The 15,426-nt window shown below is 62.3% G+C and carries 12 protein-coding genes; 6 read left to right on the top strand and 6 right to left on the bottom strand.

Annotated elements, in window-relative coordinates; all coding sequences use genetic code 11:
* Window positions 1-30: 30 nt before the first annotated feature.
* On the bottom strand, window positions 31-228 hold the full coding sequence (locus tag NKI99_RS19565) for a DUF2735 domain-containing protein (RefSeq protein ID WP_352611724.1): 198 nt from the start codon (window positions 226-228) through the stop codon (window positions 31-33).
* A gap of 315 nt (window positions 229-543) precedes the next feature.
* Here NKI99_RS19565 and NKI99_RS19570 point away from each other — a divergent pair, with 315 nt between their 5' ends.
* Entirely contained in the window at window positions 544-1,584 is a 1,041-nt protein-coding gene (locus tag NKI99_RS19570) for a glutamine synthetase beta-grasp domain-containing protein (RefSeq protein ID WP_023812071.1), read from the top strand.
* 737 nt (window positions 1,585-2,321) lie between these two features.
* Here NKI99_RS19570 and glnA read toward each other — a convergent pair.
* Window positions 2,322-3,731, bottom strand: a complete 1,410-nt coding sequence (gene glnA / locus NKI99_RS19575) for a type I glutamate--ammonia ligase (protein ID WP_128306005.1) — start codon at window positions 3,729-3,731, stop codon at window positions 2,322-2,324.
* 65 nt (window positions 3,732-3,796) lie between these two features.
* The gene (locus NKI99_RS19580; RefSeq protein WP_006205430.1) at window positions 3,797-4,135 is read right to left on the bottom strand and encodes a P-II family nitrogen regulator; all 339 of its coding nucleotides are present in this window, start codon (window positions 4,133-4,135) and stop codon (window positions 3,797-3,799) included.
* Window positions 4,136-4,493: 358 nt separating this feature from the next.
* On the opposite strand from NKI99_RS19580, the gene NKI99_RS19585 reads away from it, so the two are divergent.
* Both NKI99_RS19585 and NKI99_RS19590 read left to right on the top strand, forming a co-directional pair.
* Window positions 4,494-6,038, top strand: a complete 1,545-nt coding sequence (locus NKI99_RS19585; protein WP_352611725.1) for an NAD(P)H-hydrate dehydratase — start codon at window positions 4,494-4,496, stop codon at window positions 6,036-6,038.
* Window positions 6,035-8,035, top strand: a complete 2,001-nt coding sequence (locus NKI99_RS19590; protein ID WP_352611726.1) for a hypothetical protein — start codon at window positions 6,035-6,037, stop codon at window positions 8,033-8,035. The genes NKI99_RS19585 and NKI99_RS19590 overlap by 4 nt, the downstream gene beginning before the upstream one ends.
* Window positions 8,036-8,047: 12 nt before the next feature.
* Here NKI99_RS19590 and NKI99_RS19595 read toward each other — a convergent pair whose 3' ends face one another.
* On the bottom strand, window positions 8,048-9,580 hold the full coding sequence (locus tag NKI99_RS19595) for an acyl-CoA carboxylase subunit beta (RefSeq protein ID WP_023812067.1): 1,533 nt from the start codon (window positions 9,578-9,580) through the stop codon (window positions 8,048-8,050).
* Between the two features lie 408 nt (window positions 9,581-9,988).
* On the opposite strand from NKI99_RS19595, the gene NKI99_RS19600 reads away from it, so the two are divergent.
* Window positions 9,989-11,410 carry a DEAD/DEAH box helicase gene (locus tag NKI99_RS19600; RefSeq protein WP_352611727.1) on the top strand — a complete coding sequence of 474 codons (1,422 nt, stop codon included), beginning with the start codon at window positions 9,989-9,991 and terminating at the stop codon, window positions 11,408-11,410.
* 100 nt (window positions 11,411-11,510) lie between these two features.
* Here NKI99_RS19600 and NKI99_RS19605 read toward each other — a convergent pair whose 3' ends face one another.
* Window positions 11,511-12,485, bottom strand: coding sequence for an alpha/beta hydrolase (locus NKI99_RS19605; protein WP_352611728.1), 975 nt, complete (start codon window positions 12,483-12,485; stop codon window positions 11,511-11,513).
* A 78-nt stretch (window positions 12,486-12,563) separates the two neighbouring features.
* Entirely contained in the window at window positions 12,564-13,385 is an 822-nt protein-coding gene (locus NKI99_RS19610; protein ID WP_023812065.1) for an SDR family oxidoreductase, read from the bottom strand.
* 226 nt (window positions 13,386-13,611) lie between these two features.
* Between NKI99_RS19610 and NKI99_RS19615 the strand changes: the two genes are divergently transcribed.
* Both NKI99_RS19615 and NKI99_RS19620 read left to right on the top strand, forming a co-directional pair.
* Window positions 13,612-14,646 (top strand): cysteine synthase A, encoded by a 1,035-nt coding sequence (locus NKI99_RS19615; protein ID WP_023812064.1) that lies wholly within the window; start codon window positions 13,612-13,614, stop codon window positions 14,644-14,646.
* The gene (locus NKI99_RS19620; protein ID WP_352611729.1) at window positions 14,646-15,389 is read left to right on the top strand and encodes an alanyl-tRNA editing protein; all 744 of its coding nucleotides are present in this window, start codon (window positions 14,646-14,648) and stop codon (window positions 15,387-15,389) included. Before NKI99_RS19615 ends, NKI99_RS19620 begins: the two co-directional genes overlap by 1 nt.
* Window positions 15,390-15,426 lie beyond the last annotated feature (37 nt).

The following is a 15,426-nucleotide window of genomic DNA, read 5'->3' on the forward strand; positions in this document are numbered from 1 at the left end:
TCCGTTGACGAGGGCTGCTGCCCCTCTGTGTCAGATCTTGCGGCCCCGGGCCTCATCCTCGATGGCTGCCTCATGGTACCAGCCGTCGCCGAAGTCTGCGCGGGCACCACGCAGCGAGGCAAGCTCTGCCGCAAACTTAGCCCTTCCGCTCAAATTTGAGGCAGAGAGACGCGCTGCCGCCGGGAACATCAGAATTTTGGCCGACGGTCGTGTGGAAATGATTTCCATTGCCGGGTTCCTTTCTTCCGCCGAACCTTTTCGATTCAACTTGGTCCGAAGATAAGGTCTGCAATCAAGTTAGGCAATATGCCTATGAAAAGATCAGTATTTGCACACTATTTGTGCAAAGAACGATTGTGATGGATCCGAGCGCATCGCTTAGGCGGCTCACCGACTTCGAGTGATACCGGGTCAATTTTGCCGCACCCTCCGGACCAAGAATGGCACACGAATTGCATTTTAGGTGTGCGGCAGGCCGGCTGCTGACGGCAGACGCATGTCGACGCCGTTCAGTGTTCGGTGATCAAGCAACGAGAGGCTAGAATGACGAAATACAAGCTCGAGTATATCTGGCTCGATGGATATACCCCGGTCCCCAACCTTCGCGGCAAGACGCAGATCAAGGAATTCGCCGAATTCCCTGATCTCGAGCAGCTGCCGCTATGGGGCTTCGATGGTTCCTCGACCCAGCAGGCCGAAGGGCACAGCTCCGATTGCGTGCTGAAGCCGGTTGCGGTCTATCCGGATCCCGCCCGCACCAACGGCGTGCTGGTCATGTGCGAAGTCATGATGCCCGATGGCGTGACGCCGCACGCATCCAACAAGCGCGCCACCATCCTCGATGACGAGGGCGCCTGGTTCGGCTTCGAGCAGGAATATTTCTTCTACAAGGACGGCCGGCCGCTCGGCTTCCCCGAGAGCGGCTATCCCGCACCCCAGGGCCCGTACTACACCGGCGTCGGCTATTCCAATGTCGGCTCCATTGCGCGCCAGATCGTCGAGGAGCATCTCGACCTCTGCCTCGCCGCCGGCATCAACCACGAAGGCATCAACGCCGAAGTTGCCAAGGGCCAGTGGGAATTCCAGATTTTCGGCAAGGGCTCCAAGAAAGCCGCCGACCAGATGTGGATGGCCCGCTACCTCATGCAGCGCCTGACCGAGAAGTACGGCATCGACATCGAATACCACTGCAAGCCGCTTGGCGACACCGACTGGAACGGCTCTGGCATGCACGCCAACTTCTCGACCGCCTATATGCGCGAAGTCGGCGGCAAGGCCTATTTCGAAGCGCTGATGGCGGCCTTCGACAAGAACCTGATGGATCACATCGCCGTCTACGGCCCGGACAACGACAAGCGTTTGACCGGCAAGCACGAGACCGCGCCGTGGAACCGGTTCAGCTATGGCATTGCCGACCGTGGCGCCTCGATCCGCGTGCCGCATTCCTTCATCAAAAGCGACTACAAGGGTTATCTGGAAGACCGCCGTCCGAACTCGCAGGGCGACCCCTACCAGATCGCCTCGCAGATCCTGAAGACGATCGCCTCGGTTCCGGCAAGCGCCCAGGTTTCGGCCGCCGCGTAAGCGTTTCGGACTGCATGACAAGAAGACCCCCGGCGTTTCGCGCCGGGGTTCTTTTTTGGCCGTTACCCGGCTGACGGCATTCCTGGGAAAACATACCCAGAAAAAGTCAGGAAATTCACGCGGCCGCAAATCGCCCGGGAGTTCTTGCCGCAGCCATGTGAGCCTCCGGCGATCACTCGCTATAAAGCCCGGAAAAGCGCCTTTTCCAGCCCTTATCCGGGGCAAAGGGCCTTCCATAAGCATCTGTTCATACAGCAGAATCGGCCATTCGCGGCCCGGCTTGCGACGTTGACAGATCACGCTACGGCATGCGTATTCGCAGGCCTTGGGGTTACGTCACGCAATGCTGTTCGGACGGGCGGGGTTTTCTGAACGGCGGCATTGGCGTGGGCGCCGGACGAGCGGTCACTGTAGCCTGAGACAGTGCTCCGCTCGCTCCTGGCTCCAACGTTGGCGACCGAGCGGCCGCCTTGATCTTCACTGGACATCGCCGAGTAGTGATTGAAGTCACCGGACCGACGCTCAAGCCGGCCGCTCCGATGGACCGTAGGTCCAAGAATCCGGGCATCGTGCGATCGCCGAAGACGAAAGGCGGATACGGGCGCGCATGCGGCTGCCGCGCAGGCGAGACATGCCGGTCGGCTGGCAATTCCTATTGGAGCGCAGCAAAAAGCCCTTGAAAGAGGGAAGTCTTTCAAGGGCTTGGTTATGGCGAATCTTAGGCTGAGATTGAAGCCTCAGACGGAGTAGTACATGTCGTATTCGACCGGATGCGGGGTCATTTCGAAGCGCATCACTTCGGCCATCTTCAGCTCGATGTAGCTGTCGATCTGGTCGTCGTCGAAGACGCCGCCAGCCTTCAGGAAGCCACGGTCCTTGTCGAGGCTCTGCAGGGCTTCTCGCAGCGAACCGCAGACGGTCGGGATCTTTTTCAACTCCTTCGGCGGCAGGTCGTAGAGATCCTTGTCCATCGGCTGGCCGGGATGGATCTTGTTCTTGATGCCGTCGAGGCCGGCCATCAGCAGGGCGGAGAAGGCGAGGTAGGGATTCGCGCCCGGATCGGGAAAGCGGACCTCAACGCGCTTGGCCTTCGGCGACGAGCCGAACGGGATGCGGCAGGACGCCGAGCGGTTGCGCGCCGAATAGGCGAGCAGAACCGGCGCTTCGTAACCCGGCACCAGGCGCTTGTAGGAATTGGTCAGCGGGTTGGTAAAGGCGTTGATCGCCTTGGCATGCTTGATGACGCCGCCAATGAAGAAGAGGCAGTTTTCCGACAGACCTGCATATTCATTGCCGGCGAAGGTCGGCTTGCCGTTCTTCCAGATCGACATGTGGACGTGCATGCCCGAGCCGTTGTCGCCGAAGATCGGCTTCGGCATGAAGGTGGCCGTCTTGCCATAGGCGTTGGCGACCTGGTGGACGACATATTTGTAGATCAGCATCTTGTCGGCGTTGCGCACCAGTGCGTCGAACTTGATGCCGAGTTCGTGCTGGGCCGCCGCCACCTCATGGTGATGCTTTTCGACGCGCACGCCCATCTCGGCGAGCACGGTCAGCATTTCCGAGCGCATGTCCTGCGCGCTGTCGATCGGCGGCACCGGGAAGTAGCCGCCCTTGACGCGCGGACGGTGGCCGAGATTGCCGGTCTCGTAGTCGGTGTCGTCGTTCGACGGCAGTTCCGTGGAGTCGAGCTTGAATCCGGTGTTGTAGGGATCGGCCTTGTACTTCACGTCGTCGAACACGAAGAACTCGGCTTCCGGGCCGACATAGATGGTGTCGCCGATGCCTTCGGCCTTCATGTAGGCCTCGGCCTTCTTGGCCGTACCGCGCGGATCGCGGTTGTAGGATTCACCCGAAACCGGATCGAGGATGTCGCACAGGATGACCATGGTCGACTGCGCGAAGAACGGGTCCATGTGGACAGTGTCCGGATCGGGCATCAGCACCATGTCGGACTCGTTGATGGCCTTCCAGCCGGCAATCGACGAGCCGTCGAACATCACGCCATCGGCGAACATGTCTTCCTCGACCTCGATGACATCCATCGTCACGTGTTGCAGCTTGCCCTTCGGGTCTGTGAAGCGCAGGTCGACGAATTTCACGTCGTTGTCCTTGATCTGCTTCATGATGTCTTTGGCTGTCGTCATGTCATGTATCCCTGTTTGATGACGTTTTTTGTTGATGACGTTTTCAGGAGGATGGCCGGGTCAGGTCAGACCGCGTCCATGCCCGTTTCGCCGGTGCGGATTCGCACAACTTCCTCGATATTGGAAACGAAGATCTTGCCGTCACCGATGCGGCCCGTCTGGGCCGCCTTGCGGATGGCCTCAATGGCGCCTTCGACCGCGTCGTCGCCAAGCACGACCTCGATCTTCACCTTGGGCAGGAAATCGACGACATATTCGGCGCCGCGATAGAGTTCGGTGTGGCCCTTCTGACGACCGAAGCCTTTTGCCTCGGTGACAGTGATGCCTTGCAGTCCGGCTTCCTGAAGCGCTTCCTTCACTTCGTCCAGCTTGAATGGCTTGATGATCGCTTCGATCTTTTTCATGTAAAAAGTGGCCTCCACTGCCAAAAAAACGGGTTGTGACCCCCCGCTTGCGCCTCCATCAAGCACGAACTGTGCCAATTCAGCGGATTCTAAGCGGTCTCATAAGATTTCAAAGCCGCGCCGCACCGGGATGCAAATTCGCGTCATTCACTGCACCGGAAGCGGCATGGGCTGCCAGAGCCTACACAGCGCCAACACCCGCGTCCGCACAAAAATCAGGCACATCGCCTATCCCGCAGGCAATTTTCTGCCCGCGATGCCTTCGTGCCGACGTTATGGCCGCAGATCTCGGCAACTCCCCCTTGTTTGCTTAGGATCGAAATTGGACAATGCTTGATAGCATGCGGATCGGCAATCCATGAGCAACGAACTTCTTGTCCCCGCCGAAATGACCGCGGCCGATCGGCTGACGATCGCGGCCGGTCCGGCCGATGGAATCAGCCTGATGCGGCGCGCGGGCGCAGCGGTCGCGGCCGAGGTTCTCAAGCGCTATCCCTCGGCAAAGCACATCCATGTGCTGTGCGGGCCCGGCAACAATGGCGGCGATGGCTATGTCGTCGCACGCCTCCTGGCCGGCAGCGGCGTCGGCACAACGATCTGGTCATCCGGAGCGCCGAGGCCGGAAAGCGATGCGGCGCTCGCCGCCGCGGAATCACTGATCAAGTCCCGGCCGCTGTCTGATTTCGACGCCGAGTTCGGCTCGATCGTGATCGACGCGCTCTATGGGGCAGGGCTGTCCAAGCCGCTTTCCGGCGATGCCGCGAAGGCCGTCGATACCGTGACAGCCCTGCGCCTGCCTGTGGTCGCGATCGACCTGCCGTCGGGCGTCTCAGGTGCCAGCGGCGAAATATTGAGCAGGGCGTTTCGCGCCGAACTCACCGTTACCTTCGCCCGGAAAAAGCCCGGCCACCTGCTGCTGCCGGGGCGCGGGCAATGCGGTGAAATCGTGCTCGCCGATATCGGCATCGATGACGGCATCATCGCCCAGCTCGCTGTCTCGACCTTCGAAAATGTGCCGGACCTGTGGTTGCGGGAATTTCCGGTGCCGGCGGTGGACGCGCATAAATACAAGCGCGGCCATGTCGGCGTCTTTTCCGGCGGCCCGAGTGCTACCGGCGCGGCGCGGCTGTCGGCGATGGCCGCCGCTAGATGCGGGGCAGGGGCGGTCACCGTGCTGTCGCCTGGCAATGCCATGCAGGTGAACGCGACACACCTGACCTCGATCATGCTGCGAGAGGCGGGGTCACTCGAGGAGGTGCAGGAATTTCTGACGGCGCGCCATCCCGAGGCGCTGGTGTTTGGACCGGGGCTCGGGCCAAAGCCCAAGGTCGGCGATTTCGCCCTGCAACTGATCAAGACCTTGGCGGAGGGTGCACGCGCATCGCAAACCGCAAACCACGGAGGAGCGATCGTGCTTGATGCTGACGCCATTACATCTATGGCCCATCAGCCGCAGTCGCTGTTCGAAGCCGCCCGTCACCTGAACGCGCCAGCGTTGGTGATCACGCCGCATGAGGGTGAATTCGGCCGCTTGTTCCCAGATATCGCCGGGGACAAAACCATGTCGAAATTGGACAAGGCGCGGGCGGCCGCAGCGCGGGCCAATGCCGTCATCGTCTACAAGGGCGCCGACACGGTCATAGCAGCGCCCGATGGCAAAGCGGCGATCAACTCCAACGGTGCACCGTGGCTGGCCACAGCCGGGTCAGGCGACGTGCTGTCGGGCATCATTGCCGGTTTGCTCGCACAAGGCATGCCGCCCTTGGAGGGCACCTGCGCGGCGGTGTGGCTGCATGCCGAAGCCGGCAGCCGGTTCGGACCCGGCTTGATCGCCGAGGATCTGCCGCTGGCGCTGCTGCCGGTGTTGCGTGAACTCTTCGACGCGCGCATGGCTGTTCCATGAACCGCGCCCTGGCTCTGCTGCTTGCCACAGTCTTAGCCGTCTTCGTGGCGTCGACGGCGCGCGCCGAGGGCCCTTTGATCATCGTCGACGATCCGGCGGTGCTCGCCGCACTCGATGCCAAGGGTTTCGGCTTCGTCGACGTTTTCGGCGTCGACGGCGAGGACGGTCTAAAGGCGCTTTACGACGAGGCACCCGCCTATCACGCCATCGTCGACATCGTTGCCTCTGATGTTGCGGCATTGCGCGCCGAGATGAAAGCCGGTGGGCGGCCGCTCTACGAGATAACCGACGGCAATGTCGGCCGCATCATGGACATGCGCTGGCTGAAGACCGATGCCGCGCGCCTCCGGTTGGTCGGCATCGTCAACCGGCTCGACCGTCGCGATTTCACGCTGCTGCAAGGCGACAGGAACTGCGGCGAGGTGCGCTTTATCTACCGCCTGGCCTACAGTTTTCGCAAGAACGGCAAGCTGCTGGCGTCGCGCCTGCCGTTCAATTTCAATGCCATCTATAGCGCGGCACCCGATGCCGACGGCGGCTGCGTCGGCGTTGCCGGGCGCTGGACGCCACAGCTTGACGAGAGCGTCGATGCCGGCTGGCTGACCGGTGGACCTCTGGAGAAGGCCGGGCTGACCTTCAAGCAACTGGAGCTCAACGCACAGGTGGTGCGCTTTCCCTCCGGCCAGGAAACCGAGTTTGGCGGCCAGGCCGCCTATCTCATGCGGATATTCGGCATCGATGGTGCTGACATCAGCGAGAAGCCGTTGGAGAACACACCCGACACTGCACGGCTCTCTCAGGATGCGGCGCTGAAAGCACGGCTTGCCGCCTATGTCGGCGCCAACCTGCCGGCGGTCGATGAAGGTGTTTATGAAATCCCCGACGAGTTCCTGGCCAGGAAAATCATCTCGTGGTCGACCTTCGGCAGCGCGCGGCAGGCCAATCATCCGTTTACGCAATTATACCGACCCGAGGAATTCGCATCGCTCGACTATTCCAAGCTGAAACTGCTGCGCACGCCGGAAGCGTTGGTCGAGCGGCTGGACAATGGCGCCTGCCAGGGTTGCCACCAGGCCGGTTCCACCGCCGGTTTCCATTTCATCGGCCTCGACGACAAGACGACATCGCCGCTCAACCGCATCGAGGTCGGCATCTCGCCGCATCTTCATGCCGAGATTCCGCGCCGCCAGGGCTGGCTCGCCGCTACAGCCGCGGGCAAGCAGCCGAACCGCTTCCGTCCGCTCTCCTTTGCGCCGCCGGCAGCCTGGACGGAGACCGCGGTCGACTATGCGCCGGCGGAGATGGCCATGCCGTGCCTGATGCAGGAAGATGCGGCTCACTTTGGCACGTCCTGGCAATGCGGCGGCGGCACCGTCTGCACGGCGCTGGCCACCGCTTCGGGCGTGCGCACGAAACTGGCGCAGTGCCTGCTGCCCAAGGACAGCCCGGAGATGTTTTCCGGGCACCCTTGTTTGACCGGCTCGATCGCCAGCAACGCGGCGCAGCCTTTCAACGACCGCTACAGCAAATCGGGCCAGTTCGCGGCCTTCGCGCCTGACGTCTCGCGCACCGCTTACACCTGCCGTCCGCCGAAGATCGGCGTGCCAGGTGGGATTGCCTATCGCGGCTGCGACGACAAGGACCGTACATTTGCCGCCTTCAAAGCCGGCAAGCCCATGCCGAACGAGATCTGCGGGCTGGTCGGCGGCAAGAAGTTCGACATCTGCGTGGCCACCAACAATTTCGATCAATGCCTTGGCGGCGCCGTCAATCGCGGCAATCGGCCGGCCTGTTCGGCCGATCATTTCTGCCGCGAGGACTATATGTGCCAGTCGCTGCCGTCCGATACGCCGGGCATTTCAAAAGTGAAGGGCATCGGTTTCTGCTCGCCGACCTACTTCATCTTCCAGATGCGCATCGACAACCACGCAACGCCATGGGGCAGCCCTGTCCGCGCCACGATGGGAGCGGGGTTTAGTGCGGCGGAAGAGGAGTGAGTTGCCAACGCCTCACAGCGGAATATTGTCGTGCTTCTTCCAGGGGTTCTGCATATCCTTGTTGCGCAGCATGCGGAGCGCGCGCGCGATGCGGCGGCGCGTCGAGTGCGGCATGATCACCTCGTCGACATAACCGCGTTCGGCGGCGACGAAGGGCGACAGGAAGCGATCCTCGTAAGCCTTTGTATGGGCTGCGATCTTTTCGGCGTCACCGATGTCCTTGCGGTAGATGATCTCGACCGCGCCCCTGGCGCCCATGACCGCGATCTGCGCCGTCGGCCAGGCATAGTTCATGTCGCCGCGCAGATGTTTTGAGGCCATCACGTCATAGGCGCCGCCATAGGCTTTGCGGGTGATGACGGTGATCTTCGGCACGGTCGCCTCGGCATAGGCGAACAGGAGCTTCGCGCCATGCTTGATCAGCCCGCCATATTCCTGCGCCGTACCCGGCAGGAAGCCGGGGACATCGACGAAGGTGACGATCGGGATCGAAAAACAGTCGCAGAAGCGCACAAAGCGCGCCGCCTTGCGGCTGGCGTCGGAATCGAGCACGCCGGCCAGCACCATCGGCTGGTTGGCGACGAAGCCGACGGTGCGGCCCTCGACGCGTCCGAAGCCGGTGACGATGTTCTTGGCAAAATTCTGCTGGATTTCGAAGAAGTCGCCTTCATCGGCGACCTTCAGGATCAGTTCCTTGATGTCGTAGGGCTTGTTGGCGTTGTCGGGAATCAGCCGGTCGAGCGACAAATCATGGTCGGTGACCGACTGGTAGCATTCGATCTCGGGAAGCTCCGACGTGTTGGAGGCCGGCAACAGGTCGACCAGCCGGCGCATCTGCAACAGCGCCTCGACGTCATTGTCATAGGCGCCGTCGGCGATCGAGGATTTCGTCGTGTGGACGGAGGCGCCGCCGAGGCTCTCGGCGGTCACCGTCTCGTTGGTCACAGTCTTCACCACATCCGGCCCAGTAACGAACATGTAGGAAGTGTCGCGCACCATGAAGATGAAGTCGGTCATGGCAGGCGAATAGACGTCGCCGCCGGCGCACGGTCCCATGATGACGGAAATCTGCGGAATGACGCCTGAGGCCAGCACGTTGCGCTGAAAAATCTCGGCATAGCCGCCGAGTGCTGCCACGCCTTCCTGGATGCGCGCGCCCCCGGCATCGTAGAGGCCGATGATCGGCGCCCGGTTGCGGAGCGCCATCTCCTGCACCTTGATGACCTTCTCGGCATGCGCTTCCGACAGCGAGCCGCCGAATACGGTAAAGTCCTTGGCGAAGAGGTAGACCGGGCGGCCGTTGACGGTGCCCCAGCCGGTGACGACGCCGTCGCCGGCGATCTTGGTGTTCTCCATGCCGAAGTCGGTCGAGCGGTGCTCGACGTACATGTCGAATTCCTCGAACGAGCCCTCGTCGAGAAACACCTCGATGCGTTCCCGCGCGGTGAGCTTGCCCTTCTTGTGCTGGGCATCGATGCGGACCTGGCCGCCGCCCATGCGGGCGATCTCGCGGCGGCGCTCGAGTTCCTTGAGAACGTCTTTCATCGATTACCTCCCAAGCCAGCGGCATTTCGTCGTAATCGTGCCGGCAAGCGCGCGCAAGCGCCGCTTGCCGGCACGGTTTTGCTGCGCTGCAACATGAAGCCCCTTGCAATTGAGGGCGAACTCAGCCATATGCAGCCCATAGGCGCTTGGGCCGGGAACGAATCCGGCCTTCTCGACGAATGAGACTGGTTGCGTCTGTTTTCCCTCTTTCCGGTATATCGGCCCTTTTTCCGGTAAATCACAAAGCGGCGAAAAAGCCCCGTGGCATGATGCCTGCGGGCACGACAGCGCAGCCGAGTGGACGAATACGTCCGCCCGCCTTGTCGTTCATCACAGATTTTTCGACGGCAGGTTGCGCCCTGCCGCCATCGATGTTTGCGGCCAGAAGCCGCGTGAAAGAAGATTATTTTGACCAACGAAAACACTTTGCCCGGTAGCACTGCGGAACTCACCGGTTTCGCGGCACTGGGTATTACGGGCGCGCTGCTCAAGGCCACCCACAACGCCGGCTTCGCCGAGCCGAAGCCGATCCAGGCACAGGGGATCCCGCCGCAGATGGAAGGCCGTGACATTTTCGGCATCGCCCAGACCGGCTCCGGCAAGACTGCGGCCTTCGCGCTGCCGATTCTGTCGAAGATCATTGCGCTTGGCACCAAGCGCCGGCCGAAGACGGCACGTGCGCTTATCCTGGCGCCGACGCGCGAACTCGCCGTGCAGATCGAAGACACGATCAAGATCCTCGCCAAGGGCGCGCATGTCTCGACCGCGCTCGTGCTCGGCGGCGTGTCCCGCTTCAGCCAGGTGAAGAAGGTTGCTCCCGGCGTCGACATCCTGATCGCCACGCCCGGCCGGTTGACCGACCTGGTGCGTGAGGGAGACCTTGTGCTTGCCGACACCAAATGGCTGGTGCTGGACGAAGGCGACCGCATGCTCGACATGGGCTTCATCAACGACGTCAAGCGCATCGCCAAGGCGACCGCGCCCGACCGTCAGACGGTGCTGTTCTCGGCGACCATGCCCAATGAAATCGCCGAACTGGCCAAGGGCCTGCTGAAGAACCCGATTCGTGTCGAAGTCGCGCCGCAAAGCACGGCGGCGGCCGAGATCGTGCAGGGCGTCGTCTTTGCCCGCACCAAGCAGAAGCGCCAGGTGTTGTCGACGATGCTCGCCGACGAGGCGATGAAGTCCGTCATCATCTTTTCGCGCACCAAGCATGGTGCCGACAGGGTGACCAAGGACCTCGAGCGCGATGGCTTCAAGGCCGCCGTCATCCACGGCAACAAGTCGCAGAACGCCCGCCAGAAAGCGCTGAACGATTTCCGCGACGGCTCGGTGCGCATTCTGGTGGCGACCGACATCGCGGCGCGCGGCATCGACGTGCCCGGCATCAGCCATGTCGTGAATTTCGACCTGCCTGATGAAGCCGAGAGCTACGTCCACCGCATCGGCCGTACCGGCCGCAACGGCATGGACGGCATCGCGATAACGCTTTGCGATCCTTCCGAGAACAGCAAGCTGCGCCAGGTCGAGCGCATCATCCGCACCAAGCTGCCGATCGTTGCCGACCATCTCGGCAGCCCCGATCCGCTGCGCAATCCGGCTGAAAAGAACGAGCGATTCGAGCCGGCCAATGATCGCAACGACCGCAATGGCCGTCGCGACGGCAGGCGGCCCGGTGGCGAGAACAAGGGCAACGGCTTTGGCAAGAAGCGCTTCGGCGACAAGCCGGCCTTCGCAGGCGAGCGCAAGCCTGATGGCGCCAAGCCGGCCTTCAAGGGCAACAACAAGCGCCGCTTCGGCGGCAAGCGTCCGGCGGCGCGGGCTGCGTAAGTAGCCAGCGTTGTAGTCAGTCAAGCTCAGGCTGGCTGATTGCCGGGACAGACAAGGAAAGGGCGGCTGAAGCGATGCTTCGGTCGCCTTTTTCGTCTGCCTACTTCACCACCGCTTCGATCCAGACGGCGATCCTTTGCGCCAGAAACGCCGTGGTCGATGGCGACAGCGCGTCGCCGGCAATGACGTGATTGTCCGGGTCGCCGGTGTCGTCGACCGGAACCAGTTCATGCGGCGCCCCCCAGCGCCCGGCAATCTCGCGGGTGCGATCGGCCCGCACCACTTTGTCCGAATCAGAAAAGATGAACAGTGCAGGGGTGGTCGCCTTCTCCACCGGCGCGCCATAGGCAAGCTCGGTCAGCGCCTGCACCGGCAAGGTTGCTTCGATCGGGTAGCGGGTGGTCCAGAATTTTTCATTCAGCGCGTTGCGCGGCACGAAGCTGTGCTCCTTGCCGGCGACCAGCCTGGCGATCTGTTTGCCCCACGGCATGGTCAGGATCTCGGCGCCCGAAGCCTTGACGCCGAAGTTCGGGGAGATGAACGCAATCGCCGCCACCCCGTCCGACGTACCGGGCTGCGTTGCCGCCCAGACCGCCAGCGAGCCGCCGGTCGACGTCGAGATGACGATCACCTTGTCGCCGATCGCCCGGCCGATGGCGAGCGCCTCCTCATAGTCGTTGATCCAGGCATTGATGCTGCCTTGCGTCATCGCCGCGCCATCCTGCCCGTGACCGGTAAGGCGTGTGTAGAAGAGATTGGCGTCGAGCTGTTCCGCCACTTCGTCGGGCAGCGGGCGGATTTCGCCCTTCGATGCGGAAAAGCCGTGGATGTAGACGATCGACAGCGGGGTCCTGGCATGCACCAACGGATCGGCCCAGACGATCTCTTTTTCCAGCCCGTCACGGATTCCGGGGATGACGGCTTCCGCCTTTGCCACATAGGCCTGCGGATCGTCAGCGATGAGCGAGGGATCGAAACGGATAGTGGTGTCGACGCGAACGCGCGGGCCGAGCACGAAGGCCAGTGCGAGAATGGCGATAAGGCCCAGCACAGCAAGCACGATCCGTCGCCCCATCGCAGACTCCACGCAGCACTTGCCTCAACCATGGCGACGGCGGCCCGAAACGGTGAGCCTGCCAATTTCGCCGGCGTCCTATTCGATCGGGGGCTTGCGGTCGTAATGCAGCGGCCGCGCCTTCCAACTGGTCATCAGGCTGATAAACCCTCTGCACAGCGGCCTCGGCAGCAGGCCGAGCAGTTTCAGGGGCCAGCTGGTCCGGCGCGGGAAATGGACTTCGAAGCCGCCCGACTTGATGCCCCGCGCCATGCGGCGCGATGCGCGGCTGACCGGCATCAGTCCCGGCATGGGCAGCATGTTCTTCTCGGTCAGCGGGGTGTCGATGAAGCCGGGATTGAACACCTGGATACGCACGTTCATCTTGTCGAAATCATACTTCAGCGACTCGGCCAGAATGTTGATGGCCGCCTTGGTGCCGCCATAGGCGGCCGTTGTCGGCCAGCCGAAATAGGATGTCACCGAGCCGACCAGCACGACATGGCCGCGCGCCCGCACACGCATGCGTTCGACCGCGGGCACGAGGCCGTTGATGATGCCGAAATAATTGACCTCGAAGGACCGCCGAAAGTCGTTGACGACAAGATTCTCCCCCGGCGTCGAAATGTAGTTCCCTGCATTGAAGATGGCGAGCACGATGGGACCGAGTTCCTTCTCGATCGCGGCGACGGTTCTTGCCATGCGCGGCTCGTCGGTGACATCGCAAGGAAAGGCCGTGACACTGCCCGGCATCTGCGCGGTCTCGACGACAAGCGTGTCGATCGGATCGTCGTCAAGCGCCGTCACCGCGACGGCATAGCCCTGGGAAGCAAGATCCCTGGCCAGCGCACGGCCGATGCCGCTTGAGCCGCCCGTGATCCAGGCGACGCCGTGCTTCGGGTTAGCCCGGTAGAGTGTCATGCTGCGCCCTGTCGACTTGTTGGTGCTTTGCTCTAGCGGTGAAGAAATCGAATGAAAAGCCGCTTTTCAACGTCAGCCGGAAATGAACAGTGGCGCAAGAGGCCAGCCTCGGGAAGCGCCGACGCAACAACAGCACTGCAAATGCGACTGGACCAGACAAATTCTTGCCTTGAAACCGCAGCTTCGGGTTTCTAGGGTTTCGGCGCACCTACACAAGGAATCCTGAATGCCCCGTTCTGTGATCGACGCGATCGGCAACACGCCTCTGATCCGCCTCAACAAAGCTTCGGAACAAACCGGTTGCGAGATCCTGGGCAAGGCCGAATTCATGAATCCGGGCCAGTCGGTCAAGGATCGCGCGGGCCTGTTCATCATCCGCGACGCCGAGAAGCGCGGGCTGCTGAAGCCCGGCGGTGTGATCGTCGAGGGAACGGCGGGCAATACCGGCATCGGGCTGACGTTGGTCGCCAAGGCGCTCGGCTATCGCACCGTCATCGTCATCCCGGACACACAGAGCCAGGAGAAGAAGGACACGATCAAACTGCTCGGCGCCGAACTGATCGAAGTGCCGGCCGTGCCCTACAGGAATCCCAACAATTACGTGAAACTGTCGGGGCGGTTGGCCGAGCAACTGGCAAAGACAGAACCGAACGGCGCCATCTGGGCCAACCAGTTCGACAATGTCGCCAACCGTGACGGCCATATCCGCACCACGGCGGAGGAAATCTGGAACCAGACCGGCGGCAAGGTCGACGGCTTTGTCTCGGCGGTCGGTTCGGGCGGCACGCTGGCCGGCGTCGCCTCCGGACTGAAAGCCAAAAGCCGGGATGTGAAGATCGCGCTCGCCGATCCGCTGGGGGCCGCGCTCTATTCTTTCTACACCAGCGGCGAGCTGAAGTCCGAAGGCAGCTCGATCACCGAAGGCATCGGGCAGGGGCGAATCACCGCCAATCTCGAAGGGTTCACGCCGGATTTTTCATTCCAGATCCCCGATGAGGATGCGCTGCCGATCGTCTTCGACCTGATCCAGGAAGAAGGCCTTTGCGTCGGCGGCTCGACCGGCATCAACATTGCCGGCGCGATCCGTCTGGCCAGGGAATTAGGCCCCGGCCACACCATCGTGACCATCCTTTGCGATTACGGCACGCGCTATCAATCAAAACTGTTCAACCCGGAATTCCTGCGCGAGAAGCAGCTGCCGGTGCCAGGCTGGATGGAGCTGAAGAGCACAATTCCGGTGCCGTTCGAAAAGGTCGCGTGATGGCAAACAGGACGGACGCCCTGTTTCGCGACGATGCCTATCTGCGGACGGCGGACGCGACAGTCGTTGCTGTGAACGATCGCGGCGGTATCATCCTCGACCGGACGATCTTCTACGCCACTTCGGGTGGCCAGCCGGGTGACACCGGATATCTCGAACGCGGCGATGGTAGCCGCATCGCCATTGCCGCCACCCTCACCGGTGAGACCAAGGACGAGATCATCCACGTGCCAGCGCCGGAGCAGGCGGTTCCGCAGCCCGGCGAGGCGCTGAGGCTGGCGATCGACTGGGAGCGGCGGCATCTCCTGATGCGCATGCATGCGGCTTGCCACCTGCTTACCGTCGTCTGCCCGTTCCCGATCACCGGTGCCTCGGTTTCCGAGGACGACAGCCGTGTCGATTTCGACGCTCCGGATGCCGGCTTCACCAAGGAGGACGTCACTGCCGGGCTGATGGACCTGGTGCGGGCCGATCATCCGATCTTTGTCAGGCTGATCAGTGACGAGGATCTGGCCGCCAATCCCGGCCTGGTGAAATCCAAGAACGTCCGGCCGCCGGTCGGCACCGGCAAGATCCGCCTGGTCTGTATCGGCGACAACGCCTCGGTGGACAGCCAGCCCTGCGGCGGCACCCATGTGAAGAGCACCGGCGAAGTCGGCGAAATCCACATCGGCAAGATCGAGAAGAAGGGCCGCGAGAACCGGCGCTTCCGCATCCGCTTTGGGCCGATGCCGGCAAACTGAACAGGACAGTGATCGCCAAAAAGCGAGCAGGAGAACA

This window comes from Mesorhizobium sp. M0239 (genome assembly GCF_040321815.1).
Taxonomy (GTDB): domain Bacteria; phylum Pseudomonadota; class Alphaproteobacteria; order Rhizobiales; family Rhizobiaceae; genus Mesorhizobium.